The organism is Micromonospora desertarenae, from assembly GCF_056150265.1.
In genome coordinates, this window is sequence record NZ_JAXCFQ010000007.1 from 43,895 (window position 1) to 68,708 (window position 24,814).

Sequence of the window (24,814 nt, forward strand, 5' to 3'; positions counted from 1 at the left end):
GCCCGGCCGCGGGGCCACCCCCCCCCCGGGCCGCCTCTGCCGCCGCGGCGGGCGCCCGGGGCCCGGGGGGCCCCCGCCCGCCGCCGGGTCGCCCGGCTCACGCATTCCGGGGGCGTCGCCGGCCCGACTCCGGCGGCGGGGAAGAATGGGCCCATGGCGTACGACGCGGTGGTGCTGGTGTCCTTCGGCGGCCCGGAGCGGCCGGAGGACGTGATGCCGTTCCTGCAGAACGTGACCCGGGGGCGGGGCGTGCCGCCGGAGCGGCTGGCCGAGGTCGCCGAGCACTACCAGCACTTCGGCGGGGTCTCCCCGATCAACCAGCAGAGCCGGGACCTGCTCGCCGCGATCCGGGCCGACTTCGCCGCCCACGGCCTCGACCTGCCGGTCTACTGGGGCAACCGCAACTGGCACCCGATGCTCGCGGACACCGTCACGCAGATGCGCGACGACGGGGTGACCCGGGCGCTCGCCTTCGTCACCAGCGCGTTCGGCGGCTACTCGTCCTGCCGGCAGTACCAGGACGACATCGCCGCGGCCCGCGCCGCGGTCGGCCCGGACGCCCCGCTGATCGACAAGCTGCGCCAGTTCTGGGACCACCCCGGCTTCGTCGAGCCGCACGTCGACGCCGTGCGGGCGGCCCTGGCCCAGCTCGACCCGGCCGAGCGGGCCGGCACCCGGCTGGTCTTCACCGCCCACTCCGTGCCGACCTCGATGGCCGCCAACGCCGGCCCGCACGGCGGCCGGTACGAGGCACAGCTGCACGAGGTGGCCCGGCTGGTGCACGCGGCGGCCGCCCCGGACCTGCCCTGGGATCTGGTCTGGCAGAGCCGATCCGGCCCGCCGCAGGTGCCGTGGCTGGAGCCGGACGTCAACGACCACCTCGCCGCGCTGGCCGCCGCCGGCGACACCACCGCGGTGGTGGTCAGCCCGATCGGCTTCGTCTCCGACCACCTGGAGGTGGTGTGGGACCTGGACACCGAGGCGCGCCAGACGGCCAAGCAGCACGGCCTGGACTTCGTCCGGGCCGGCACCCCCGGCATCGATCCCCGGTTCGTGGCGATGGTGCGCGAACTGGTCCTGGAGCGGATCGAGCCGGACGGGATCACCCGGCGCCGCCGCCTCGGCGAGCTGCCGATGTGGGACACCTGCCCGACGGTGTGCTGCGTGCCCACCCGCCGCCCCTCCTGACCTCCGGCGGACGATCCGCCCCGACGACCCCTGGGACGAGACACCATGCATGAGCGCAGGACCGTGGAGAGCTGGCTGACCGACATGGACGGCGTGCTCGTGCACGAGGGGCAGCCGGTGCCCGGCGCGCCGGAGTTCGTCAAGAAGCTCCGGGCCTCCGGCAAGCCCTTCCTGGTACTCACCAACAACTCCATCTACACCCCGCGCGACCTGCGGGCCCGGCTCGGCCGGATGGGGCTCGACGTGCCGGAGGAGGCGATCTGGTCGTCCGCCCTGGCCACCGCGCAGTTCCTGGCCGACCAGCGGCCGGGCGGCACCGCGTACGTGATCGGGGAGGCCGGGCTGACCACCGCGCTGCACGCGGTCGGCTACGTGCTCTCCGACTTCGCGCCGGACTACGTGGTGCTGGGGGAGACCCGGACCTACAGCTTCGAGGCGATCACCAAGGCGATCCGGCTGATCAACGACGGCGCCCGGTTCATCTGCACCAACCCGGACGCCACCGGCCCGTCGGTGGAGGGGGCGCTGCCGGCCGCCGGCTCGGTCGCCGCGATGATCTCGAAGGCGACCGGGGTGGAGCCGTACTTCGTCGGCAAGCCGAACCCGATGATGATGCGCTCCGCGCTGAACACCATCGACGCGCACTCCGAGTCCACGGCGATGATCGGCGACCGGATGGACACCGACATCCTCTGCGGCCTGGAGGCGGGGCTGGAGACCATCCTGGTGCTCACCGGGATCAGCACCCGCGCCGAGGCGGAGCGCTACCCGTACCGGCCGTCGCGGATCGTCGACTCCGTCGCCGACCTGCTCGACGAGGTCTGACCGGCAGCCGGGCGGTCAGCGCCCGCGCCGCCCGTACTGGCGGAGCAGCGTGGTGACCACCCAGCATGCGAAGGACGCCTCGATCGCGGCCAGGATCCAGGTGAGCGCGGTCTCGACCATCGGCGTGCCTCCCGTCAGGGGCGCAGCGGGGCGTTGCAGGCGGCCACCAGCGCCTGCCGGCAGGCCGCGGTGAGCGGGCGCAGCGCGGCGTCGCGCTGCTGCGCCTCGTAGTTGTTGATCGCGCCGCCCGGCGCGGCGTGCCCGGCCAGGGCGAGCACCCGGTCGAGCACGGCGGCCCGGGCGAAGAGCCGGCGGGCCCGCGGGTCGAACCCGGGCGGCAGGTCGGTGGTGCCGTCCGGCCGGCGCAGCGCCTCCAGCGCCCCGGCCAGCTCGGGCCGCCACTGCGCCACGTCGAGCCGGGTCAGCGCGGCGGTCGTCTCGGCCAGCGCGGCGGCCAGTTCCGCCTCGGCCTCGGCCGCCCCGGGCAGCGCCAGCGAGGCCGCCGGCGCGTTCGCCGGCAGCGGGTAGACCCGCCAGAGCACCGTCTCGAAGGTGTCGCCGGAGCCGGAGGTGTGCGTGCGCACCTCCGGGATCAACCCGAGGCCACCGGCGACCACCGCCTCGCCGGCGAGCAGCGCCGCGCCGGCGAAGTCGCCCGGCCCGGGCAGCCCGCGCGGGTCGCCCGGCGCGGGCAGCACCAGCCGGATCTCGTCCGGCGAGAGCTTGGCCAGGGTGGGCAGCGCGTCGCGCAGCGACACGTCGGTCCAGGTGCCGGGCGCGTCCGCGACGAGGTGTTCCTCGGCGCCGGCGATCGCGTCGGCGACCTCGTCGAAGGGGACCAGCCCGGCGCGCCACGCGCGCACCCAGGCGACGAACCGGCTCGACCGGCGCGGCGCGAGTGTGGCCGCACCCGCTGCGGGGGTGGACATGCCGAAAGGGTACGTGGTCTCCGCCGCCCCTGTCTCGACTGCCGCTCCGACCGTTCCTTCTGCCGTCGATCATGGCATCGTGGTGGGCGGAACGTCGATTTCTGCCGGGTTTGCCGGCCGCCGCGACCGCCCCGGCCGGCCGCCGGCCGTCGGCGTGTCGGGTGCGGGGGCGCCGGTGGGCGGTTAGCTTGATCGGCATGGCTGGGCGGTATGCGGACGACGTGCTGGCGGGGGACTGGCGGCGGCGGAAGGTCACCCCCGAGGTGGACGCGGAGCCGGACCTGGTGGTCGAGGACGCCGAATCCGGGTTCTGCGGCGCGGTGGTCGGCTTCGAGTCCGGTGCCGTGGTGCTGGAGGACCGGCACGGACGCCGGCGCAACTTCCCGCTGCTGCCGGCCGCCTTCCTGCTCGACGGCCAGCCGGTGACGTTGCGCCGGCCCGCCCGCGCCCCGGTCCCGGCCGCGCGGCGCCGCACCGCCTCCGGGTCGATCGCCGTCGACGGGGTACGCGCCCAGGTCGCCAAGGCCAGCCGGATCTGGGTGGAGGGCATCCACGACGCCGCCCTGGTGGAGCGGATCTGGGGCGACGACCTGCGGATCGAGGGCGTGGTGGTGGAGCCGCTGGACGGCATCGACGCGCTCGACGCCGAGGTGCGCGCGTTCGCCCCCGGCCCCGGCCGGCGGCTCGGCGTGCTGGTCGACCACCTGGTGCCCGGCTCCAAGGAGAGCCGGATCGTGGCGCAGGTGACCTCCCCGCACGTGCTGGTCACCGGGCACCCGTACGTGGACGTGTGGCAGGCGGTGAAGCCGAAGGCGCTGGGCATCGCGGCGTGGCCGGTGGTGCCGCCGGGGCGGCCGTGGAAGGAGGGCGTCTGCGCGGCGCTCGGGGTGGCCGAGCCGGCGGAGATGTGGCGGCACATCCTGTCCCGGGTCGACAGCTTCGCCGACGTCGAGACGCCGCTGATCAACGCGATGGAACGCCTCATCGACTTCGTCACCGAACCCGCCTGAGCGGGCGCGCCGGCTGGATGGCGGGCGTTCAGGGTCGGGGCGCCGTCTCGGTTGTCGGGCCTGGGTGGGTGGCTGGGCTCAGGGCCGGGGGCCGCCGTGCCCGGCTCCGGGCGGTCAGGCTTGATCCCTCCGCCGGGCACGGCGGCCCCCGGCCCGTCGGCTGCGGCCCCCGCCCGTGCGGTGCGGCGCCACCCCTGCCTATCGGGTGACCTTGCCGTCCGTTGGTCGGGCTTCCCGCCTCCCGCCCTCCGTCTGCGTGCTCAGGATCGTGCTCGATCCTGGGTGTAGTGGCATCGGGTGGCTTGCGAGGGCACTGCATCCGGGATGTTGCGTGATCTTGGCCGCGCCCCCGTGCTGGTCCTGGGTCCGGGCGCGGGTCAGGGTTCCTGGTCGGGGGTGGGGGTGAAGAGGAAGGTGGCGATGTCGAGGGCCGCCACCCGGCCCGTGTCGTCGCGGAGCACGGCGAGGATCTCGCCGTTCTCGGGGCCGGAACGGCCGCGCCAGCGGTCGGTCCCCGCCGGGGCGAACCGGCTCACCCGCTCGCCGCGTACGTGGGCGACCAGCTCACCGGTGGCCGCGTCCCAGCTCAGGTCGAGGGTGACCCCCATCCACCACCAGCGGCCGGTCAGCTCCGCGACCCCGGCCGGCGGGGCGGCGGCGGTCGGCTGCCAGGGCCGCGGGAGCGCCGGCTCGGCGTCCAGCACGGTGGTGAGCACCCGCTGCCCGAGCGAGCCGATCCCGCCGCTGCGGAAGCCGTACGAGTTGGCGAAGCCGACCACGGCGGTGCGGGACGGGCGGTGCACGGCCAGGGCGGCCACGTAGCCGGGCATCGAGCCGCCGTGCCCGACGTACACCCGCTCGCCCTCCCGGTAGAGCTCCAGCCCGAGGCCGTGCCCGCCGCTCCACGAGTCGAGGTCGCTGATCACCACCGGCGCGCACATCTCGGTCAGCGTCTCGGCGGCCAGCACCCGGGGATCGGGGTCGGCGAGGAAGGCGGCCCAGCGGGCCAGGTCCTCGACGGTGGACCAGAGCTGCCCGGCCGGCGCCATCGCCCGGGTGTCGGTACGCGGCTCCTCCCGCAGCGTGTCGTGCCACGGGTGCACCACGTAGCCGCGGGCGAACGGCTCGGTCGCCGCGTACGTGGTGCGGCGCATGCCCAGCGGCTCCAGGATCCGTTGCCGCAGCAGCTCGGCCCAGGGGGTGCCGGTGATCCGCTCCAGCACCCCGCCGAGCAGCCCGTACGCCAGGTTGGAGTAGTGGTACCAGCGGTGCGGCGGGTAGGCGATCTTGTCAGCGGTGACCCCGCGCAGCAGGGTGGCCAGGTCGACGCCCTCGGCGCGCTCCCACCACGGTCCGTCGGGTTCGCGCTGCAGGCCGCTGGCGTGCCCGAGCAGCTGGCGCAGGGTGAGCGAGCCGACCGCCGTGCCGGGGAGGTGCTCCGCCAGCGGGTCGTCCAGCCGCAGCCGGCCGGCGTCGCGCTCCTGCATCACCAGGGTGGCGGTCATCGTCTTGCTGATCGAGCCGATCCGGTACTGCAGGTCGGCGTCCGGGCGGGGGTGCTCGCCGGCGGCGGCGAGGTGGGCCAGCGCGCCGTCGCGCACCACCCCGATCACCAGCGAGGGCGGGCGGCCGGCGGACTGTGCCGCGGCGACCAGTTCGTCGACCTTGCGGGCGGTCTCGGGCAGCAGGGCCACGGCGTCTCCTCGTACGACCGGCGGTGCGGGTGCCGTCGAGCTTACTGATCATGGCGAAGAGGTCGCGCGTGCATTTCCGTGTCACGATCTAAGGGTGGACGCCGTGCTGTGGATCGTGCTGGGTGTGGTATTGGCCGTCGCCGAGATCTTCACGACGACGCTCTTCCTGATCATGTTCGCGGCCGGCGCCTTCGCCGCGGCGGGTGCCGCGGCGCTGGGCGCGCCGGTGGGTGTGCAGGCGATCGTCTTCGCCGGGGTGTCGGCGCTGACCGTGCTGGCCGTCCGGCCGACCCTGCGCCGGCACCAGCGCTCCGCGCTGGCCAGCGGCGAGCAGCCGTTCGGGGTCGAGGCGATCGAGGGCAGCAGCGCGCTGGTGCTGGAGCGGGTCGACGCCGACAGCGGCCTCGTCAAGATCGACGGCGAGCTGTGGAGCGCCCGCTCGTACGACGCGGGCCAGGTCTTCGACCCCGGTGAACGGGTGCAGGTGATCCAGGTCCGGGGTGTGACCGCCCTGGTCTGGCGGGACGACGTTTCTTCTTCCGGCGAGCTACCCGACGCGAAAAGGTGAGTACATGGAATTCGTGTTCCCAGTCCTGCTGATAGCCGTGGCCCTGATCGCGGTGGTCACCCTGGCCAAGGCGGTGCGGATCGTGCCGCAGCAGCGCCAGGACGTGGTGGAGCGGCTGGGTAAGTACAAGCGCACGCTCAACCCGGGGCTCAACCTCCTGGTGCCGTTCATCGACGCGGTCCGTACCAAGGTCGACATGCGCGAGCAGGTGGTCAGCTTCCCGCCCCAGCCGGTGATCACCTCCGACAACCTGGTGGTCTCGATCGACACCGTCCTCTACTTCAAGGTGGTCGACTCGGTCCGGGCCACGTACGAGATCTCGAACTTCCTCCAGGCGATCGAGCAGCTCACCGTCACCACGCTGCGCAACGTCATCGGCTCGCTCGACCTGGAGCGGGCGCTGACCAGCCGTGAGGAGATCAACCGGCACCTGTCGGGTGTGCTCGACGAGACCACCGGCCGGTGGGGCATCAAGGTCACCCGGGTGGAGATCAAGGCGATCGAGCCGCCGCCGAGCATCCGCGACTCGATGGAGAAGCAGATGCGCGCCGAGCGGGACCGCCGCGCGGCCATCCTCAACGCGGAGGGCCACAAGCAGTCGCAGATCCTCACCGCCGAGGGTGAGAAGCAGGCGGCGGTGCTGCGCGCCGACGGTGACCGGCAGGCCCGGATCCTCCAGGCCGAGGGCCAGGCCAAGGCGATCCGGACCGTCTTCGACGCGATCCACCAGGCCAACCCGAGCCAGAAGGTGCTCGCCTACCAGTACCTCCAGGCCCTGCCGCAGATCGCCAACGGCAGCGCGAACAAGGTCTGGATCGTGCCGGCGGAGCTGACCAAGGCCCTAGAGGGCATGGGCGGCGCGCTCGGCGGGCTGAGCCGGATGGTCGGCGACGAGCCGGCGCCGGAGGCCGCCGACGGGGCGAGCGAGGTCGAGCGCGAGGCGGCCGAGGCCGCGCAGGCGGCGGCCGCCGCGGCCCAGCAGATCCACGACGAGGTACGGGTCGCCGAGGCGCAGGCCAGCGGCGGCAAGCCGCAGGGGCTGCCGGCGCCCGAGCCGGTCTCGCCGGCGAGTCTGCTCAACGACCCGGCCGACCAGCGCGAGCGCGGCTGACCGGTACGGCGACGGGTCGCCAGGGTGCTCCTCCGGGGGCACGCCTGGCGACCCGTCGCCGTTTCGGGACATCCGGCACGCCGTGGCGCGTTTCGCCGGTTGCCGGCCGCGCGTGACCCGGGAATAACGCGAAAGCCGCTCATGCCGGCTCCGATCGCTGCCACCATCGGTCCGAGGACGGGCGGTGACCAGGCAGCGGGCACCGGGGGGCGTCCCGCGCCGCTCGTCGGATGAGCGAGGTGACGCATGAAGGACCCGGCGAAGCGGGTGTGGTCCACGGCCCCGGTCCCCGGCGCGCACGACCCGACCGGGCCGCTCGGCAGCCGGCGTACCGGCGGAGGATTCGGCGTGCTGCCCTTCGTGGGCGAGGCCGGACCGGCCGGCCCCGCGACCAACGCCAGCTGGGCCTGGTCGGTGCGCCGCTTCGCCCGGGCGGCGGTGTGGCTGCTGCCCGCGTACGCCGTGCTCTACGGCGTGGTGGCGATGGCCAGCGACGGCGGGATGGGCAACGACCCGTACCCGGCCGACGGCCGCCCGCTGTACCTGCTCGGCTGGGTGGGCGCGGTCTGGCTCGGGCTGCTCGCCCTGCTCGCGCTGACCGGGCTGCTGGCCGCCACCCGCAGCCGTCGGGTGGCCGCCACCGGGCTGCTGGTCAGCATCGCCGGCACGGTGCTCATGCTGCCCTTCGCCGGCCTGGCGGAGCAGACCCCGGTCTTCGGCACCACCGCCCGGACGCTCGTGCTGGTCGGTGCGGCCTGCTACAGCATCGGCTGGGCCTGCACCGGCTGGTCGGTGGCCCGCTCCGGGATGTTCAGCATGGGTGACGGGGTGATGCTGATGATCGCCGCGCCGCTGCTCGGTCTCGGCGGGGCGCTGATCGGCTCGTTGCAGACCTTCGGGGCGATCTTCGTGCTGATCGCCGGCATCGGCATCGGCTACCGCTCCGGCCGCCTCATTCCCGCCGACATCGCCCGCGACGCCGCCACCGCCAGCCTAGCCACCCCCACCACCCCCACCGGCCCCACCGGCCCCCTCCCCACCTAACCCACCCCACCCACCCACCCCACCCCACCCACCCACCCCACCCCACCCACCCACCCACCCCCGTCGCCGCGGTGATCATGAGGTTGGCGGCAGTCGTGGAGATCCACCTCGCCGCCAACCTCATGATCAACCGGGTGCGGGCGGGGGGGTGGGGGGTGGGAGGGGGTTGGGAGGGGGTGGTGAGGTGGCTGACAAAGGGGGAGTGGGGGTGGTCGGTTGGTGGCATTCGCGGTAATTCTGGGGACCATGGCCCCGCCCCGCTCGCCGCTGTCGCGGCTGTTCACCGTGCTGCTCGCCGGCGTGCTCGCCGGTCTCGTCCTCGCGGTCGCCGCGCTGCCGGGGAACCTGCTGTTCGGGTTCGCCGCCAAGGCGGCGCTCGGGTCGTACGCCGCGCTGCCGGAGGCGCTGCGCACCCCGGCGACGCCGCAGCGCTCCTACCTCTACGCCAACGACGGCAAGACGCTGATCACCACGTTCTACGACGTGAACCGCAGCGACGTCCCGCTCTCCGAGATCGCTCCGGTGATGCGGCAGGCGATCGTGGCGGCCGAGGACCGGCGGTTCTACTCGCACGGCGGCGCGGACCTGCGCGGGCTGTTCCGGGCGCTGGTGGCGAACGTCTCCGGCGGCGGCACCGAGCAGGGCGGCTCCACGCTGACCATGCAGTACGTCCGGAACGTGCTCAAGACCGACCCGAGCCGGACCGCCGAGGAGCGCGCCGCGGCCACCGAGCAGACCGTCGGGCGCAAGCTCCAGGAGATCCGGTACGCGGGCGCGCTGGAGGAGCAGCTCAGCAAGGACGAGATCCTCAACCGCTACCTGAACATCGCGTACTTCGGTTCCGGGGCGTACGGCGTCGCGGCGGCCAGCCAGCGCTACTTCGCCAAGTCCCCGGCCGACCTCACCCTCGCCGAGGCAGCCCTGCTCGCCGGCCTGGTGCAGTCGCCGGAGGCGTACAGCCCGATCGACGGGGACGCCGAGGCCGCGCTGGAGCGGCGGGCGTACGTGCTCGACTCGATGGTCGAGACCGGGGCGATCACCGCCGAGCAGGCGGCGCAGGCCAAGGCCGAGAGGCTCACCCTGCGCCCGACCGCGCAGCCGAACGGCTGCACCGCGGTCGCGCAGGGGCGCGACGACTGGGGCTTCTTCTGCGACTACCTGCGGCAGTGGTGGCTGGCCCAGCCCGAGTTCGGCGCCACGGTCGAGGAGCGCGAGCAGGCGCTGCGCCGCGGCGGCTACACCGTGGTGACCTCGCTGGACCCGCGGGTGCAGGCCACCGCCCAGCGGGAGGCCACCCGGATCTACGGGTACGGCAACAAGCGGGCCGTGCCGATCGCCGCGGTCGAGCCGGGCACCGGCCGGGTGCTGGCGATGGCGGTCAACCGGCACTACAGCCTCGACGCCAACCCGGACGGGCAGGCCAACCGCCCGAACACCGTCAACCCGCTGATCTCCGGCGGCGACAGCGTCGACGGCTACCAGGCCGGCTCGACGTTCAAGCTGTTCACCATGCTGGCCGCGCTGGAGGCCGGCAAGCCGCTGGCCACCGGCTTCGACGCGCCCAGCCGGCTGCCCACCCGGTACGCCGCCGAGGGTGAGGGGAGCTGCGACGGCCGGTGGTGCCCGGCCAACGCCAACCCCGAGTGGATGGACGGCTACCGGATGATGTGGGACGGTTTCGGCCGTTCGGTGAACACCTACTTCGTGTGGCTGGCCGAGCAGGTCGGGCCGGAGAAGGTGGTGCAGATGGCACAGCGGCTCGGCATCACCTTCCGGGCCGACGCCGACGCCGAACTCGCCCGCGAGCACGCCGAGGACTGGGGTTCGTTCACCCTCGGCGTGGCCGCCACCACCCCGCTCGACCTGGCCAACGCGTACGCCACGGTCGCGGCGGAGGGCACCTGGTGCGCGCCGCTGCCGGTGGTCTCGGTGACCGCGCCGGACGGCGAGCGGGTGCCGGTCGGCGACCCCTCCTGCAAGCGGGTGCTGGACGCCGGCGTGGCCCGGGCCGCCACCGACGCCGCGCGTTGCCCGGTCGGCCAGCAGTCGCCGTACGGGCAGTGCAACGGCGGTACGGCCACCGCGGTGAACCGGATCCTCGACGGCCGCCCGGTGGCCGGGAAGACCGGTAGCTCGGAGCGGAACGCCACCGAGACGTTCGTCGGGTTCACCCCGCAGGTCGCGGTCGCCGGCATCGCCGCGAACCCGGACGACCCGACCGACTCGGTGGGCTCGGCGGTGCAGGCACGGGTGATCGAGGCGGTCGCCCGGGTGATCGCCACCGCCGTGGACGGCAAGCCGGAGCAGGCGTTCACCGCGCCCAGCCGGGACCTGGTGGGCGACCCGCGCCGCCCGGTCGAGCGGCCCCCGGTCGTCCGGGAGCCGTCCGACGAGCGGCGCCCCGCCGACGACGACCCGCTGGCCGACCTGCGCCGCTGGCTCGACCGCCGAGGCTGACCGCGGGCCGTCCGGCGGCCCGGTCAGCTGGCCGGGCCGCCGGAGCCCGTGGCCGAGAGGCGGCGCACCCGGACGATGTTGCGGGTGCTGCCCTGCGCGTCGTCGTACTCGGCCACCGCGACGTACCCGTGCTGTTCGTAGACGCGGGCCAGTTCCGGACTCCCCGCCCAGTGGTCGAGAGCCAGGGCGGGGGCCCGCCCGGCCCGGGCCCGGCGCTCCGCCTCCGCCAGGAGCGTGCTGCCGACGCCGCGGCCGTCCGGGCCGCGACTCGACAGGACGGTGTACACGAACATCGACCCCTCGGGAACCAGCCCCGGGGGGATCCGCTGCGGAACGGTCGGTGCCATGGCGAGGAGGCCCACACACCTGCCGTCGCGCTCGGCCATGGTGACCACGCCCTGGGACACCCAGTCGGCGAGCCGCTCGGGGAAGCCCGGAAGCCGGGAGAAGGGGATCGTGCCCCACTGTTCCGGCCGGCCACGGGCCACCAGCCACTCGAGGACCGAGTCCATGAGCGACAGCAGGACCGCGGTGTCGTCGGTCGTTGCCTGGCGCCGATTGATCTGACCGTCTGGCACGATCGCCTCCTGGGTCGATAGGCACGGACAGGCAGATACTTTAATAATCTAAGGATTAGATTGTCAAAGGAAACCAGGATCCGCGGCGTGATGAGCGCGGTGCAGGAACTCCAGGACGCCACGGATCTCGTCGACGAGCTGGCGGCGCGGCGCCTCGGCATCAACCGCACGGACTTGCGGTGTCTCAGCCGGTTGAGTGCGCGCGGGGCGTTGACCGCCAGCGAGCTGGCCGTCGCCGCCGGGCTGACCGGAGGCGCCACCACGACGGCCATCGACCGGCTGGAGCGCGCCGGACTGGCTCGGCGGGTCCGGGACGCCGCGGACCGGCGGCGCGTCCTCGTCCATCTGACCGAGCAGGCCGAACGGCTCAGCACCGAGATCTGGGGTCCGATCGTGGACGACGCCCGGGCCGAACTGCGCCGGTTCACCGGTGCCGAACTGGAACTGGTCGAGCGCTTCCTGCGCCACGCGCTGGAAAACCAGATCCGGCACGCTGGCCGGCTGCGCGGCGGGTCGTCGTGACCGGGCGGGTGTGACGAGGCCGGGAGGACCGGGCGCCGGCCCGTGGTCGGCCACGGTGATCAGTTCGGTTGACCCCGTTCATCTGCCGCCGTCGCCGATCAGGGCCACCAGCGGGCGGTCCGGGTGGGCGCGAGGTGAGCCGTGCGGTCCGGGACGGCGGCAACCTCGGCTCGGGTCGCCGTCGGCGGGGACGACGGAGAAGGCGTCGAGCTCCGGCAGGGTCCGGTAACCCGCGTCCCATGGCGCGGTCGTCCACCTCCTCGATGTCGATCCCGCCGGCGAACAGGCGCTGCCGGGTGAAACCGCTAGGAAGCACACCGGGTCCGGCGGGGAAAGCTCGCGCACCTCGCGCGGGCCCGCCGGCCGGCCCGGTCGCCGCGCCGTCCGTCAGAGCGATGGTCGTCACGCGGCGGGTGACGGCCGCAATCTTGACGCCGCGGAGGATCATGGTAATTTACATGCATGCACAGGCATTCATTTAGCTCGGGTTCTGGACCTGGGGGCCACCTCGGTTCGGCGTGGTCCCAGGTCGCCATGTTCGTGTCGGCAGTGGACGCGAGCCTGGGCAAGTGGCTCATGGATGCCTACAGCATCGGGTTGACGGAGTATCGGGCACTGGAGCACCTCGCCCAGGCTGCCGACAAGGAGTTGCGCGTCAACGACCTTGCCCAGCGGGTCGGCCTGAACCAAAGCTCCGTGACCCGACTGGTGAGTCGCTTGGAAGCGAAGGACCTGGCTCGCCGCGACCTCTGCCCGGGCGATCGGCGTGGCGTCTACGCGGTCATCACCGAGCAGGGGGAGACCCTGGTCCGGCAGGTCCGCGACTCGTACGAGGAGCGGGTTCACGAGCTCCTCGGCGCCGTGGCGGCCCACTATCCGCAGCTCGACGCGAGCCAGGTCGGCCGAGCCCTGGCCGGCATCGGCAACCTGGTCTCCCCCTAGCGAACGCCCCGGAGGCGCGACTCAGGCCCAAGCTGGGCTCGTTTATATGCATGTACATGCAGCTTTCATCCGAGCCGCTCGCCGGGATGTTGGAACCGTTCCATGTGCGTCCGCTCGCCCGGGCGCGACCGCACGCACAGCCATCTACCTCGTCAACGGACCTGAAAGGAACACCATGAACTGGCTCTACCTGGGTTTCGCCGTGATCTTCGAGATCGCGGTGGCCTTCGCGGCAAGCAAGGCGAAGGGGTTCACCCACCCGCGGTGGACGGTCGCGACCCTGGTCAGTGGCGGGATCGCGACCTTCTTCCTCAGTCTGGCGCTCCTGACGTTCGACGTCGGCGTCGGTTATGCGCTCTGGACCTCGGTCGCCGGCGTCGGGATCGTCGTCGTCGGCGCGCTGTTCCTCGGGCAGCGCCTGAACGGGAAGAAGCTCCTCGGCATCCTCGTCGTCATCGCCGGCGTCGTCGGGCTGCAGCTGACTGGGGCAGCGTGACCGACCATCGGACCACACCCAACCTGATCTCCCCTCACTCCCGCCATGACGAAAGGACCAACCCCATGACTGCGACGGTTGCGAAGCACAACACCAGGGCCGGTGCCTGGCTGGTGCTTCTCCTGGCCGGGGCCTTCGAGGTCGGCTATGCGCTCAGCGTCGGAGGCAGTGCGGGATTCACCGTCCTGAGCTGGTCCATCTCCGCCGCCGTGTTCTTCCTCCTGACGCTCTTCTGCCTCAGCGTCGCCCTGCGAAACATCGACGTCGGGATCGGCTACGCCGTCTGGGCGGGCATCGGCGCCGTCGGCGCCGCCGTCCTCGGCCCGGTGTTCTTCGACGAGTCACTCACGCTGCCCCGGGCGTTCTGGCTGGCTGTGATCATCGCAGGAGTCGTCTGGCTCAAGCTCGCTGACAGCCCCAGGTTCGAAGTGAAGAAGACCGCGGCGGGTCTCTGACACCTCTCCGGGCGCGGGCTGGCTCAAGCCGGCGGGCAGGCCCCGTCCGGGCCGACGTCCTCGGCCGGGACGGGACCTGCCCGGCGGTCAGCCGCGGCGCGGGCGGAAGGCGGTGACCGTGGCGGGCAGCCCGCGCCGGACGATCCCGGCCCAGTCGGTGTCGCCGCGCAGCATCGCCGCCGCCGTCTTGCGTGCCTGGTCGGCGGTGAAGTGCGGTGGGAGCATCAGCTCGGCCGGGTCCACCAGCGCGTTGATCACCACGGGCCGGTCGGCGGAGAGGACCCGATCCCAGACGGCCGGCACCTGGTCGGGGGAGTCGACCAGCTCGCCGCCGAGCCCCAGCACCTCGGCCCAGCGGTGGTAGCCGATGTCGGGCAACTGCTGGCTGTCCGGGAACATCGGCGTTCCCTCGCTGGAGCGCTGCTCCCAGCTGACGAAGGCGAGGTCCCGGTTGTTCAGCACCAGCACCACGAACCGCGGGTCGGCCCAACCGCGCCAGTACTTCGCCACGGTGATCAGCTCGTTGACCCCGTTCATCTGCATCGCGCCGTCGCCGATCAGGGCCACCAGCGGGCGGTCCGGGTGGGCGAACTTGGCCGCCAGCGCGTACGGCATGGCGCCGCCCATGGAGAGCAGCGTGCCGGAGAGGCTGGCCAGCATGCCGGGGCGGACCTGGACGTGCCGGGCGTACCAGGCGGTGGTGGTGCCGCAGTCGACCGCGAGCAGCACGTCGTCGGGCAGCCGGTCGCTGAGGGTGCTGAACAGCAGTTGCGGATTGACCGGGTCGGCGGACTGCCCGGCCAGGTCCCGCTGCGCCTGCCGCCACGACGAGGTCGACGCGGCGATCGTCTCCCGCCAGCGGGTCGGGGCCGGCCCGGGGCCGAGTTCGCGCAGCAGCGCCCGCAGGGTGGGGGCGGCGTCGCCGGTCAGGTTCACCTCGGTCGGGTAGCGCAACCCCAGTTGGGTGCCGTCCCGGTCGATCTGCACCGCCCGGGCCTTGCCCGGCGGCGGATAGAACTCCGAGTACGGCATGTTGCTGCCGACGATCAGCAGCCGGTCGCAGTCGCGCATCATGTCCCAGCTCGGCCGGGTGCCGAGAAGGCCGATGGCGCCGGTGACCCAGGGCTCCCGGTGGTCGACAGCGGTGAACCCCAGCAGCGCGGTGGCCACCCCCGCGCCCAGCCGGTGGGCCACCTCGCGTACCTCGTTCTCGGCGCCGAGCGCGCCCTGCCCGACCAGCATGGCCACCCGCTCGCCGCCGCCGAGCACCTCGGCGGCGCGGCGTACCTCGGCCTCCGGCGGCACGGTCGGCCCGCTGCTCGGCACGCTGCTGGTGTGGTAGTAGCCGTGCGCGTACGGCGGTTCCGGAACGGCCGGCTTGTCCTGCACGTCGAGGGGGAGGACCAGGGCGGTCACGGTGCGGCGGGCCAGGGCCGTCCGGCAGGCCCGGTCGACCAGGTGACGGACCTGCGCGGGGTGGTCGAGCTGGGCCAGGAACGCCGCCGCGACGTCCTTGTAGAGGGCGAGCAGGTCGACCTCCTGGTAGTAGCCGCCGCCCTCGGCGGTGAGGGCGGTGTGGCCGACCAGGGCGACCACCGGCTGGTGGTCCAGCTTGGCGTCGTACAGGCCGTTGAGCGCGTGGATCGCCCCGGGCCCGCTGGTCACCAGGACGCAGCCCAGCGGTCCGCCGCCGTACTTGACGTGCGCCGACGCGGCGAAGCCGGCGGTCTCCTCGTGCCGGACCTGGATGAACTGCGCCCGCTCGGCGGTGCGTTGCAGCGCCGAGGTCATCCCGTTGATGCCGTCGCCCGGGTAGCCGAAGTAACGGCGTACGCCCCAGCAGGCCAGGCGTTGCACGAGGTGGTCGGCGACGGTGGCGTCCCGGGGCAGCGGCCACGGCTCGGCCGGCACCCGTCCGTCGCCCCGCCACCCGTCGCTGTGCTCTGCGCTCACCTGCCCGGTCCCTCCGCTCGGTTCCCTCGCTACCCCGGCATTTCCCATCTTTGCCGGACAGAACGACCAGCGCTCGGCATTCGCCGGACGGGTCGGCGGCCCCGCCGGACCGGTCCGGCAGAATCGGCGGGTGCCCGTCCACCAGATCACCGACCCCGACGACGACCGGATCGCCGACTACCGCGCCCTGACCGACGTCGAGCTGCGCACCCGCTGGGAGCCGCCGCACGGGCTGTTCATCGCCGAGGGCGAGCTGGTGCTGCGCCGGGCGCTGCGGGCCGGCTACCCGGCCCGGTCGTACCTGGTGGACGCGAAGCGGGTGGACCAGCTCGCCGACCTGGACACCGGGGACGCCCCGGTCTACGCCGCCACCCCGGACGTGCTCCAGCGGGCCACCGGCTTCCACGTGCACCGCGGGGTGCTGGCGTCGTTCCGGCGCAAGCCGCTGCCGTCGGCCGCCGAGGTGCTGGCGAACGCGCGCCGGGCGGTGATCCTCGAGGACGTGAACAACCACACCAACCTGGGCGCCATCTTCCGGGCGGTGGCCGCGCTCGGGGTGGACGCCGTGCTGCTCTCACCGTCCTGCGCCGACCCGCTCTACCGGCGCAGCGTCCGGGTCAGCATGGGCGAGGTGTTCGCGGTGCCGTACGCCAGGCTGGAGCCCTGGCCGGACGCGCTCGGCCAGGTCCGCGCGGCCGGCTTCACGGTGCTGGCGATGACCCCCGCCCCGGACGCGGTGCCGATCCAGCGGCTGGACGCCGCGCAGCGGGCCCGCGCCGCGCTGCTGCTCGGCGCGGAGGGCGCCGGGCTGACCCGGGCCGCGATGGACGCCAGCGACGTGCGGGTGGTGATCCCGATGCGCCGCGGCGTCGACTCGCTCAACGTCGCCGCCGCCACCGCGGTGGCCTGCTGGGAGCTGGGCCGCGACGACCCGTGGTGAGGGCGGCCACCACCGCCGTCAGGCGTAGTACTTGGACCAGAAGTTGTGCGTCGGCCAGCTGGTCACGGCGCGGGCGGCCCGCCACAGCAGCGGGTCGATCTCGCTGTAGCCGAGCCCGGACTCGATCATGGTTGGTGGGCCGCCCGGTGCCGGCGGGCGCGACGCCGGCGGCGGGGTGTCGAGAATCAGGGTCACGGACGGTAGCGTGTCGGCCGTGTTCCCTACCGTGCGTGAGGTCCTGGCCCTGGACCCGGTCCGCCGCGGCGCCCCGCGCCTGGTCGCCGGGGACGCCGGGCTGGACCGGCCGGTGCGCTGGGTGCACGTGGCCGAGGTACCGGACATCGCCACCCTGCTCGGCGGCGGCGAGCTGGTGCTGACCACCGGCATCGGGCTGCCGGCCGACGACGCCGGACTGCGCGCCTTCATCGGCGACCTGGCCGACGTCGGCGTCTCCGGCCTGCTGGTCGAGCTGGGCCGCCGGTACGCCAGCGAGGTGCCCCGGGTGATGGCCGCCGCCGCCGAGCGCCGCGGCCTGCCCCTGGTCGAGCTGCGCCGGGACACCCCGTTCGTGCGGATCACCGAGGCGGTGCACGCGCTGATCGTCGACGCCCAGCTCACCGAGTTGCGCGCCACCGAGGAGATCCACCAGCGGTTCACCGACCTCTCGGTCGAGGGCGCCGGCCCGGCCGAGGTGATCCGGCAGGCGGCGGAGCTGTCCGGCTGCCCGGTGGTGCTGGAGAACCTCTCCCGGCAGGTGCTCGCCTACGACCCGGCCGGGGAGAGCGCCGAGCTGCTGCTGGACGGCTGGGAGCAGCACTCCCGCCGGATCCGGCCGGCCGGGCGGACCGCGTACGACCCGGACAGCGGCTGGCTGGTCACCACTGTCGGCGCCCGCGGGCAGGACTGGGGCCGGCTGCTGCTGCGCTGGCCGGCCACCGGCGAGCTGGCCCGGCCTGGCCGTGCCGGGGCGGACGCCGAGCCGGGCCCGGCCGGCGTCGACGGCGGGTCAGCGCCGCCCGGCGACCCACCCACCCGGCTGACCATCCTGGTCGAGCGGGCCGCGTCCACCCTGGCGCTGGTCCGGTTGATCCGCCGCGACGCCGAGGGGCTGGAACGGCAGATCCACCGCACCCTGCTCACCGCCCTGCTCGACCACTCCCGGCCGGTGGACGAGGTGGCGCTGCGCGCCCGGGCGCTCGGCGTGGTGCTGGAGCGCCGGCACCTGGTGGGCGTGGTGGTCCGGTACCGCACCGACGACCCGGCCGGCGAGCACGCCGGCGACGCGGGCGAGCCGACGGCCTTCGGCGAGCCCGCCCCGGACGCCGGCCCGGCCCGGCTACGGGACCTCGCCGAGGCGGTCGGCCAGGCCCTGCGCGAGGCGAAGCTGACCGCGCTGACCAGCGCGGTCGACGACCACGCGGTCGGCGCGCTGCTCGCCCTGCCGGACGCCGCCGCCGAGGAGCGGGCGCTGACCGCGTTCGCCGCCGCGCTGCGCCGGGTGCGTCCGGACGGCCGGCACCCGGACCCGGCGTCCCGGCAGCTCGACGCCGTGGTGCCCCGGCAGCCGGACGGCGGCTCGTCCCGGTCCGGTGGCCGGGGCGCCCCGGCCGGGTCCGCCGGGCTGATCGTCGCCGCCGGTTCCGGGGTGGGCAGCCTGCGCGAGGCGCGCCGGTCGCTCACCGAGGCGCGCCAGATCGCCGAGGCCGCCCGGCGCGACCGGCGGGACCTGCCGATCTTCCGGCTGCCGCACGTCGGTCTCGCCGGCCTGCTGCACCTGTTGCGCGACGAGCCGCGGTTGCAGACCTTCGTCGAGCGCGAGCTGGGCGCCCTGCTGGCGTACGACGCGCGGCACCCCCGGGAGCAGCTGCTCGGCACCCTGCGCGCGTACCTGGAGCAGGGCCGGAACAAGTCGGCGGCGGCCGCCGCGGCGCACCTGTCCCGGCCCGCGTTCTACGAGCGGCTGGCCCGGATCGGCCGGATCCTCGACGTCGACCTCGACTCGGTCGACGCCTGCCTCTCCCTTCACGTCGCCCTGCTGGCCCTGGACGCCATCCGCACCCCCTAACCCCCCCACCCGCCGTGGCCGGCGCCGGTGATCATGAAGTTGTTGCGGGCCGCCCCGGCGTGTCGCGGTACCAACTTCATGATCAACGGGGCTCCGGTCGGCCCCGACCGGGCCGGGGTCAGGGGAGGGGGGTGAGGGTTTTGGCGTAGGCGGGGGGGATGTGGTGGGGGCCGCCGGGGGTGAAGACGTCGGAGGTGGCGGCGGCGGACCAGGCGGTGTCCGGCACGGCGTCGACCAGGGCGCGGACCACCGGGGCGTCGCGCCACTGCTCCTGCTCGGCGAGCAGGCTCAACGCCACCACCGACTCCTCCACCTCGCCGACGCACTCGAACGGCTTGTGCCCGTCCACGCCGAGCAGTTCCCGGTAGCCGGGGATCTGGGCGGAGTCGGCCAGCAGGTCGCCGCCGAAGATGTGGGTGATCCGCTCGCGGGACATGAACGGCGCCATGGCCAGGAAGACGAACCGGCACTTCGGGCAGTCGCGGCACCAGCGCTCGCTCGGGTCGTGCAGCTTGAACGCGGCGTTGCAGCTGGTCACCACGTCGTCGTAGCGGTCGATCTCGGCGAAGAGCCGGGCGATGTGCAGCTCCGACAGTGAGCGCAGCAGCGAGAAGTACGGCTCGGCCAGCCCCGCGTGCTCGGTCAGCGCCGCCCGCATCAGCCCCTCCGCCTCGACCCCCTTGGACCACTGGTGGTTGATCTCGTGACCGTTCCAGACCAGGTTCGGATCCGACGCGGAGCGCTCGTTGGACATCACCACCGGGCCCAGCCCGTGCAGCACGGCGGTCGCCACCGCGATCAGCGAGTTGATCGCGGTAACCGGGATGTGCCCGTTCAGCGCGCCGGCGGCGTTCAGCTCGAACAGCCGCGGGTCGATCCGCCGGCGGGCGGCTAGCGGGGTGAGCCCGGACGCCTCGTTGACCGAGACGATCACGTGGTTCGGGTTGACCGAGAACGGCACCGGGTCCAGGCCGGCCCGGCGCAGCGCCTCCAGGCTGACGATCGAGTCCTTGCCGCCGCCGACCGCCGAGAGCGGCCGCCGCTCGGAGTTGTCCAGCGGCGCCGCCGGCTTCACCGACCCCGGCGGGATCTCCGGGGCCAGCTCCAGCACGTGCGGCAGCTTGTTGCGGTACGCGTACTCGGCGAGGCCGTGGGTGTAGATGCCGGTGACCAGCGCGGCGGCGGCCGGCCCGAGCGGGGCGGGCAGCACCAGCCGGCCGGGCGCGGCGGCCTTGTAGTAGCTGACCCCGGCCACCACGTGCAGCAGCTCCAGCACCCGGCCGAGCGCGGCGACCGTGGCGTCCGACGGCGGCTCGGCCGGCAGCGGGAGGGTGACCACCTCGGTGAAGGTCAGCTCCGCGTCGGGGCCGCTCAGCCGGTAGTCGAACAGGGCCTCGCCGGTGGAGAGGTCGATCGAGTAGGACGGGAAGGTGAAGGCGTCCATCCGCCGGAGCTGTCCGTTGAGCACACGCCATACTAGGCCGTGGTTCACCCGTCCGCGTCCGGCTGCGCCAGACTCGGCCGCCGACCCGCCGCCCGCCCGGAGGAGATCACCTGTGCGCTTGTCTGACCTGCGCGGACGTACCGTGGCCGTCTGGGGCGCCGGCCGGGAGGGCCGGGCCGCGGTCACCGCGATCGCCGCGCACGGCCCGGCCGGGCTGGTCGCCGTCGACGACAGCGCCAACTTCCTCTCGCTGCCCTGGGACGGCCCGCTGGCCGAGGCGGCGCCGCTGGTCGTCGGCGAGGAGGGCTTCGACCGGCTGGCCGCCGCCGACGTGGTGGTCCGCTCGCCCGGCGTGCCGCAGACCCACCCGTGGCTGGTCGAGCTGCGCCGGCGCGGGGTCACCGTCACCCAGGGCACCGCGCTCTGGATGGCCGACCACGCCGATCGCACCATCGGGGTCACCGGCAGCAAGGGCAAGAGCACCACGTCCAGCCTGATCAGCCACCTGCTCGCGGCGGTGGACCGGCCGAACGTCTTCGGTGGCAACATCGGGGTGCCCACCCTCGACCTGCCCGAGGCCGAGCTGTACGTGCTGGAGCTCTCCAGCTACCAGTGCAGCGACCTGACCGACTCGCCCCGGGTGGCGGTGGTCACCGCGCTCTTCCCGGAGCACCTGGACGCGCACGGCGGCGAGGCCGAGTACTACCGGGACAAGCTCAACCTGATCGCCTACGGGCCGCGCACCGTGGTGGTCAACGGCACCGACCCGCGGCTCGCCCTCGAACTGGGCGACCGGGCGGCCGTGCGCGCCGGCCGGCCGGACACCGCCCACGTGGCCGCCGGCCCGGACGGCGCCCCCTGGTTCCACCTGGCCGACCAGCCGCTCTTCCCGCGTGCGGTGCTGCCGCTGGTCGGCCGGCACAACGAGAGCAACCTCTGCGTGGCGCTGGCCGTGCTGGACGCGCTCGGCGTCGACGTGGTCGCCCGCAAGGACACCCTCGCGGTGGCCGTCGCCGGCTTCCAGGGGCTGGCCCACCGGCTCACCGAGATCGTCGACCCGTCCGGGCTGACCTTCGTCGACGACACCCTCGCCACCAGCCCGTACGCGGCAATGCACGCGATCGACGCGTACGAGGGACGGCCGTTGACGGTGATCGTCGGCGGTACCGACCGGGGGCTGGACTACAGCCCGCTGCGCGAGCACCTCGCCGAGCGCGAGCTGACGGTGATCGGCATCCCGGACAGCGGCTCCCGGATCGTCGACGCGCTCGCCGGGCTGCCCAAGGTGCGTACCGAGGTGGTCGACGAGCTGGTGGACGCGGTCCGGCTGGCCCGCGAGCTGACCCCGGCCGGCGGGGTGGTGCTGCTCTCGCCGGCCGCGCCCAGCTACGGCCGGTTCCGCAACTTCGAGCACCGCTCCGAGGTCTTCGCCCAGGCGGTACGCGACACCGCCGGCTGACACCACGGGCGCGCGGAGCCCGGCGGTCACCGACGCCGCCCGGCGCACCGCCGTGGCGCGGCGCTCAGGCGGGCCGCAGGGTGGCGTGCAGGGCACGCATCGAGCGGATGGCGGAGCGGATCTCCTGGAGGTAGCGGCCCGGGCTGAGCGTCGGCTCGGGCAGGGTGGCCAGGTCGGGCAGGGCCGGGTCCACGCCGACCGTCTCGATCCGGCAGCCGTACGGCACGGCCAGCGTGCGCAGCGCGTCGCAGTGCTGGAACGGGACGTAGATCGGCGCGGTCACCAGCAGCACCGGATCGCCGGGGGCGAGCCGGACGTGCTCGGCCCAGAAGCGCTGGGTGTCGGCGGTGTGCGCACGGCGCCGGTCCGGCTCGCTGGACGGGGCGGCCAGCACCCGCACCGGCGGCGTCCCGACCGGCCGGTACGTCCGCGACGACCACGAGTGGTGCGGATGCCCGGCGTCCACGCCGTCCTGCTCGGCCAGGCCGGTCACGCCGAACGCCAGCCGCACCGCCGCGTCCAGCGCGGCCACCTCGGTGTCGCAGCCGGCCACCCCGGCCGCGGCGAGCATGGCGTGCTCGGTGGGGGAGAGCGGGCGGAAGCTGCCCAGCACCGCCACCTCGCCGGTGACCCGGGTGCCGGCGCGCAGCAGGTGGGCGGCGTAGGCCACCCGGCGCAGGCAGGCGTGGGCCAGCCCACCGAGCACGACCAGGTGGGCGTAGCCGGGCCGGGCCGGTGGCCGGGGCCGGACCAGGCCGAGCGCGGCCGCCGCGGCGAGCACCCGGGCGGCGGTGGCCGGGTCGAAGGCCGGTTCCCGGGCCTCGGGCCGCTCCCGGCCGCCCCGGAAGTCCCAGTGCCGCGCGGAGAAGTCGTCCAGCCCGGCGAGCACCGCCGCGAGGTCGCCGCCGGGCCAGTCGCCGCCGAAGTGCGCGACCAGCCCGCGCAGCGGCGCGGCACCGACCCAGCCGGCGATGCCCGCGGTGATCGCGGCGGTGTCCGCGCCACCGGGGAGCGGCGGGCCGGCGGGCGGTGCGGTGGCGACCACGGTGGACCCCGGCGCGCGGGTGACGCCCGGCGACGGCGGTACGGAACGCTCGGGCACGCTCGGATGCTACCGGCCGGGGCCCTCCCGTCCCGGCGACCGGGCCGGACCGGAGCCGACCGGGGGGCACCCGCCCGGGCCGCGACCGGTTGGCGACCCGGCCGGACCGGGAGCCGACCCGGGACGTACCCCGGCCGCGACCGGCTGGTCCGACCGGGTCGGACGGACGCATCCAGGTCGGTGCGCTGGTGGCCGGGGGTGCCGGTCCTGATCGGCGCGCCGGCGGGGCGGCCGGGCGATGGTGCCGGCGTCGTACCCTGGCGGCAGCCGGCACCCGGGAGGTCGTCGATGGTTGATCTGCTCCGCCGACCGCGCTCCGGCCGGCTCGGCACCGCCGCCGGGTTCGCCCGGCTGGTGGCGCACACCGATCCGGTCGCGCTGATCGGGATCGCCCTGTCGATCTCGCTCTCGGTCACCCTCGACCTGACCGGTGCCGCGTCCGGAGTGGAGTCCCTGCTCGCCGGGCTGATGGGCATCACCATCTCGCTGCTGGTGGACTCGCTGGCCCGGGCCGAACGCCGGTTCCACCTGCGGACGCTGCTGGACGGTCCGCCGTGGCTGCTGACCGCCGTACCGGAGGTGGTCACCGGCACCCGGGAGGCGGTGGAACGCCATCCGGGCACCCGGGTGGCCGACGAGGCGCGGCGCTCGTTCGAGCGGTTCCGGGCGGAGACCGAGCAGTTGCGTCACGGGCGGATCGTCCGGCCCGGCCACGACTACCAGGACCTGCTCGGCGCCACCCGGGACTGCGTCCGGGAGATGCAGGCGCTGACCAACGTGATGCCCCGGGCCAGCGGCGAACTCAGCTGGTGGCACAGCGACATCGGCCGGCACCACTGGACGGTCAACGTGCGGGCGCTGGCCCGGGGCGTGCGGATCACCCGGATCTTCGCCTACGCGACGCTCTCCGACGAGCTGGAGGAACTGCTGGAGACGCAGCGCAAGGCCGGCGTACGGGTCGGCCTGCTGCCGGCCGGCGCGGTCGACCCGGCGCTGCACGTCAACCTGGTGCGCTGGGACGGTACGGCCTGCTGGACGGCGGGGATGAGCGCGCACGGCGAGATCAGCGAGAACCGGTACTCGGTGAACCCGGCCGACGTGGCGCGGGCCGGTGAGACGTTCCAGGCGTGCGCCAACCTCGCCACCTTCCTGGACTGACCGGCCGTGACCGTCTCCGGCGTACTGCTGGTCACCGCCGTGGTCTGGGCGGTGAGCCTGCTCCGCTCGGTCCGGCTGCGGGCGTTCGTCTACAGCCTGCCGCTGCCGATGACGCTGGCCCTGCTGACCACCGGGCACCGGGTGGACGGGTCGCACCTGATCGGCGTGGTCGGCCTGAACCTGTTCTTCGTCCTGGTGACCGTGGCGCACCACCGGCTGCGCTGGCCGATCCTCCTCGCCGACCTGGCCGGCGTCGCCGGCTACGTGGCGCTCGGCGCCGCCCTGCTCACCGTCTCCGTGCCGTTCGTGCCGGCGCTGGCCGGCGCGGTGCTGCTCTGGCTGCTCGCCGCGCTGCTGCTGCACCGCCACCCGGCGCCTCCCACCACGGAGCGGGTCAGCGACGGGGCGCCGGGGGAGCGGCTGCCGGCGCTGGCGAAGTTGGCGCTGATCCTCGGCGGGACGGTGCTGACCGGGCTGCTCGGGCAGTTGCTGCGCGGGCTGGTGGTCACCTTCCCGTACGCCGGGGTGCTGGTGGCGGTCGAGGTTCGGCGCGAGCTGCCCGCCTTCTGCCGGCACTTCGCCCGCAACAGCCTGGCGCTGGTCGGCTTCCTGACCGGCCACTGGCTGGCCCAGGATCTCTCGGCCGCGGCGGGACTGGCCGCCGGCTGGACCGGCTTCGCGCTGACCGCCGCCGCGCTGCACCTGCCGCCGTGGCACGAAAAGCGTCGGCGAGAACGCGTCGACGCCACCGGAAACGTGCCCCGGAGCCGCAACCGCGACGGAATGCGTGGTGTCGAAGCTTGACGGTCTGTCAACCGACCGGGGTCCGCGCGCTACAGGCTGGCACTTGTCGGGCGGGGCCCGGTGGTGAAAG

Annotated in this window: 23 protein-coding genes; 16 read left to right on the forward strand and 7 right to left on the reverse strand. The window is 74.2% G+C overall.

The features are described 5' to 3' along the window. Window positions 1–153 precede the first annotated feature (153 nt). Entirely contained in the window at window positions 154–1,188 is a 1,035-nt protein-coding gene (locus tag SM577_RS16510; protein ID WP_474587274.1) for a ferrochelatase, read from the forward strand. A 45-nt stretch (window positions 1,189–1,233) separates the two neighbouring features. Further along, window positions 1,234–2,013, forward strand: coding sequence for an HAD-IIA family hydrolase (locus tag SM577_RS16515; protein WP_109898943.1), 780 nt, complete (start codon window positions 1,234–1,236; stop codon window positions 2,011–2,013). Between the two features lie 134 nt (window positions 2,014–2,147). Here the strand turns inward: SM577_RS16515 and SM577_RS16520 are convergent, their stop codons facing one another. Then, entirely contained in the window at window positions 2,148–2,942 is a 795-nt protein-coding gene (locus SM577_RS16520) for a hypothetical protein (RefSeq protein WP_474582370.1), read from the reverse strand. A 197-nt stretch (window positions 2,943–3,139) separates the two neighbouring features. Here SM577_RS16520 and SM577_RS16525 point away from each other — a divergent pair, with 197 nt between their 5' ends. Further along, on the forward strand, window positions 3,140–3,952 hold the full coding sequence (locus SM577_RS16525; protein ID WP_474587275.1) for a DUF3097 domain-containing protein: 813 nt from the start codon (window positions 3,140–3,142) through the stop codon (window positions 3,950–3,952). A 377-nt stretch (window positions 3,953–4,329) separates the two neighbouring features. On the opposite strand, the gene SM577_RS16530 is transcribed toward SM577_RS16525, so the two are convergent. Further along, complete coding sequence (locus SM577_RS16530) at window positions 4,330–5,646, reverse strand: serine hydrolase domain-containing protein (protein ID WP_474582368.1); 1,317 nt, start codon at window positions 5,644–5,646, stop codon at window positions 4,330–4,332. 94 nt (window positions 5,647–5,740) lie between these two features. Between SM577_RS16530 and SM577_RS16535 the strand changes: the two genes are divergently transcribed. From SM577_RS16535 to SM577_RS16550, 4 genes are all read left to right on the forward strand, one after another. Next, window positions 5,741–6,214, forward strand: coding sequence for an NfeD family protein (locus SM577_RS16535; RefSeq protein ID WP_474582367.1), 474 nt, complete (start codon window positions 5,741–5,743; stop codon window positions 6,212–6,214). A gap of 4 nt (window positions 6,215–6,218) precedes the next feature. Further along, entirely contained in the window at window positions 6,219–7,325 is a 1,107-nt protein-coding gene (locus tag SM577_RS16540; RefSeq protein ID WP_474582366.1) for an SPFH domain-containing protein, read from the forward strand. Between the two features lie 246 nt (window positions 7,326–7,571). Next, window positions 7,572–8,369, forward strand: a complete 798-nt coding sequence (locus tag SM577_RS16545) for a hypothetical protein (RefSeq protein WP_474587276.1) — start codon at window positions 7,572–7,574, stop codon at window positions 8,367–8,369. A gap of 246 nt (window positions 8,370–8,615) precedes the next feature. After that, on the forward strand, window positions 8,616–10,826 hold the full coding sequence (locus tag SM577_RS16550; RefSeq protein ID WP_474587277.1) for a transglycosylase domain-containing protein: 2,211 nt from the start codon (window positions 8,616–8,618) through the stop codon (window positions 10,824–10,826). A gap of 23 nt (window positions 10,827–10,849) precedes the next feature. Here SM577_RS16550 and SM577_RS16555 read toward each other — a convergent pair whose 3' ends face one another. Further along, complete coding sequence (locus tag SM577_RS16555) at window positions 10,850–11,338, reverse strand: GNAT family N-acetyltransferase (RefSeq protein WP_474587278.1); 489 nt, start codon at window positions 11,336–11,338, stop codon at window positions 10,850–10,852. Window positions 11,339–11,494: 156 nt separating this feature from the next. On the opposite strand from SM577_RS16555, the gene SM577_RS16560 reads away from it, so the two are divergent. From SM577_RS16560 to SM577_RS16575, 4 genes are all read left to right on the forward strand, one after another. Next, window positions 11,495–11,926 carry a MarR family winged helix-turn-helix transcriptional regulator gene (locus SM577_RS16560; RefSeq protein ID WP_474582364.1) on the forward strand — a complete coding sequence of 144 codons (432 nt, stop codon included), beginning with the start codon at window positions 11,495–11,497 and terminating at the stop codon, window positions 11,924–11,926. Window positions 11,927–12,460: 534 nt separating this feature from the next. Continuing rightward, window positions 12,461–12,868, forward strand: coding sequence for a MarR family winged helix-turn-helix transcriptional regulator (locus SM577_RS16565; RefSeq protein ID WP_474587279.1), 408 nt, complete (start codon window positions 12,461–12,463; stop codon window positions 12,866–12,868). 175 nt (window positions 12,869–13,043) lie between these two features. After that, a complete protein-coding gene (locus SM577_RS16570; RefSeq protein ID WP_302920335.1) occupies window positions 13,044–13,364 on the forward strand; it encodes a DMT family transporter in 321 nt (106 codons plus the stop codon). A gap of 65 nt (window positions 13,365–13,429) precedes the next feature. Continuing rightward, window positions 13,430–13,819 carry a DMT family transporter gene (locus SM577_RS16575; RefSeq protein WP_302920334.1) on the forward strand — a complete coding sequence of 130 codons (390 nt, stop codon included), beginning with the start codon at window positions 13,430–13,432 and terminating at the stop codon, window positions 13,817–13,819. Between the two features lie 87 nt (window positions 13,820–13,906). On the opposite strand, the gene SM577_RS16580 is transcribed toward SM577_RS16575, so the two are convergent. Beyond that, window positions 13,907–15,730, reverse strand: a complete 1,824-nt coding sequence (locus SM577_RS16580; protein ID WP_474587435.1) for a thiamine pyrophosphate-requiring protein — start codon at window positions 15,728–15,730, stop codon at window positions 13,907–13,909. A gap of 88 nt (window positions 15,731–15,818) precedes the next feature. Between SM577_RS16580 and SM577_RS16585 the strand changes: the two genes are divergently transcribed. Further along, complete coding sequence (locus tag SM577_RS16585) at window positions 15,819–16,712, forward strand: TrmH family RNA methyltransferase (protein WP_474587436.1); 894 nt, start codon at window positions 15,819–15,821, stop codon at window positions 16,710–16,712. 18 nt (window positions 16,713–16,730) lie between these two features. Here SM577_RS16585 and SM577_RS16590 read toward each other — a convergent pair whose 3' ends face one another. Then, window positions 16,731–16,907 carry a hypothetical protein gene (locus SM577_RS16590; protein ID WP_474587280.1) on the reverse strand — a complete coding sequence of 59 codons (177 nt, stop codon included), beginning with the start codon at window positions 16,905–16,907 and terminating at the stop codon, window positions 16,731–16,733. 19 nt (window positions 16,908–16,926) lie between these two features. Here SM577_RS16590 and SM577_RS16595 point away from each other — a divergent pair, with 19 nt between their 5' ends. Further along, window positions 16,927–18,777, forward strand: a complete 1,851-nt coding sequence (locus SM577_RS16595; RefSeq protein ID WP_474587281.1) for a PucR family transcriptional regulator — start codon at window positions 16,927–16,929, stop codon at window positions 18,775–18,777. A gap of 118 nt (window positions 18,778–18,895) precedes the next feature. Here SM577_RS16595 and SM577_RS16600 read toward each other — a convergent pair whose 3' ends face one another. Next, window positions 18,896–20,245, reverse strand: a complete 1,350-nt coding sequence (locus SM577_RS16600; protein WP_474587282.1) for a MurL-like N-terminal domain-containing — start codon at window positions 20,243–20,245, stop codon at window positions 18,896–18,898. Window positions 20,246–20,333: 88 nt separating this feature from the next. Here SM577_RS16600 and murD point away from each other — a divergent pair, with 88 nt between their 5' ends. Next, the gene (gene murD / locus SM577_RS16605) at window positions 20,334–21,680 is read left to right on the forward strand and encodes a UDP-N-acetylmuramoyl-L-alanine--D-glutamate ligase (RefSeq protein WP_474582589.1); all 1,347 of its coding nucleotides are present in this window, start codon (window positions 20,334–20,336) and stop codon (window positions 21,678–21,680) included. Window positions 21,681–21,744: 64 nt separating this feature from the next. On the opposite strand, the gene SM577_RS16610 is transcribed toward murD, so the two are convergent. Then, window positions 21,745–22,782, reverse strand: a complete 1,038-nt coding sequence (locus SM577_RS16610) for a hypothetical protein (RefSeq protein ID WP_302920328.1) — start codon at window positions 22,780–22,782, stop codon at window positions 21,745–21,747. A gap of 288 nt (window positions 22,783–23,070) precedes the next feature. On the opposite strand from SM577_RS16610, the gene SM577_RS16615 reads away from it, so the two are divergent. Beyond that, window positions 23,071–23,940: a hypothetical protein gene (locus tag SM577_RS16615; protein WP_302920326.1), complete on the forward strand. Its 870-nt coding sequence runs from the start codon at window positions 23,071–23,073 to the stop codon at window positions 23,938–23,940. Between the two features lie 6 nt (window positions 23,941–23,946). Next, entirely contained in the window at window positions 23,947–24,744 is a 798-nt protein-coding gene (locus tag SM577_RS16620; protein ID WP_474587283.1) for a hypothetical protein, read from the forward strand. The last annotated feature ends 70 nt before the right edge of the window (window positions 24,745–24,814 follow it).

Excerpts from the sequence above, each read along its gene's own strand:
- SM577_RS16555 (WP_474587278.1), bottom strand. The coding sequence starts at position 11,338 with ATGGACTCGGTCCTCGAGTGGCTGGTGGCCCGTGGCCGGCCGGAACAG.
- SM577_RS16545 (WP_474587276.1), top strand. The coding sequence starts at position 7,572 with ATGAAGGACCCGGCGAAGCGGGTGTGGTCCACGGCCCCGGTCCCCGGC.
- SM577_RS16565 (WP_474587279.1), top strand. The coding sequence starts at position 12,461 with ATGTTCGTGTCGGCAGTGGACGCGAGCCTGGGCAAGTGGCTCATGGAT.
- SM577_RS16550 (WP_474587277.1), top strand. The coding sequence starts at position 8,616 with ATGGCCCCGCCCCGCTCGCCGCTGTCGCGGCTGTTCACCGTGCTGCTC.
- SM577_RS16520 (WP_474582370.1), bottom strand. The coding sequence starts at position 2,942 with ATGTCCACCCCCGCAGCGGGTGCGGCCACACTCGCGCCGCGCCGGTCG.
- SM577_RS16525 (WP_474587275.1), top strand. The coding sequence starts at position 3,140 with ATGGCTGGGCGGTATGCGGACGACGTGCTGGCGGGGGACTGGCGGCGG.
- SM577_RS16615 (WP_302920326.1), top strand. The coding sequence starts at position 23,071 with ATGGTTGATCTGCTCCGCCGACCGCGCTCCGGCCGGCTCGGCACCGCC.
- SM577_RS16510 (WP_474587274.1), top strand. The coding sequence starts at position 154 with ATGGCGTACGACGCGGTGGTGCTGGTGTCCTTCGGCGGCCCGGAGCGG.
- SM577_RS16515 (WP_109898943.1), top strand. The coding sequence starts at position 1,234 with ATGCATGAGCGCAGGACCGTGGAGAGCTGGCTGACCGACATGGACGGC.
- SM577_RS16540 (WP_474582366.1), top strand. The coding sequence starts at position 6,219 with ATGGAATTCGTGTTCCCAGTCCTGCTGATAGCCGTGGCCCTGATCGCG.
- SM577_RS16570 (WP_302920335.1), top strand. The coding sequence starts at position 13,044 with ATGAACTGGCTCTACCTGGGTTTCGCCGTGATCTTCGAGATCGCGGTG.
- SM577_RS16560 (WP_474582364.1), top strand. The coding sequence starts at position 11,495 with ATGAGCGCGGTGCAGGAACTCCAGGACGCCACGGATCTCGTCGACGAG.
- SM577_RS16575 (WP_302920334.1), top strand. The coding sequence starts at position 13,430 with ATGACTGCGACGGTTGCGAAGCACAACACCAGGGCCGGTGCCTGGCTG.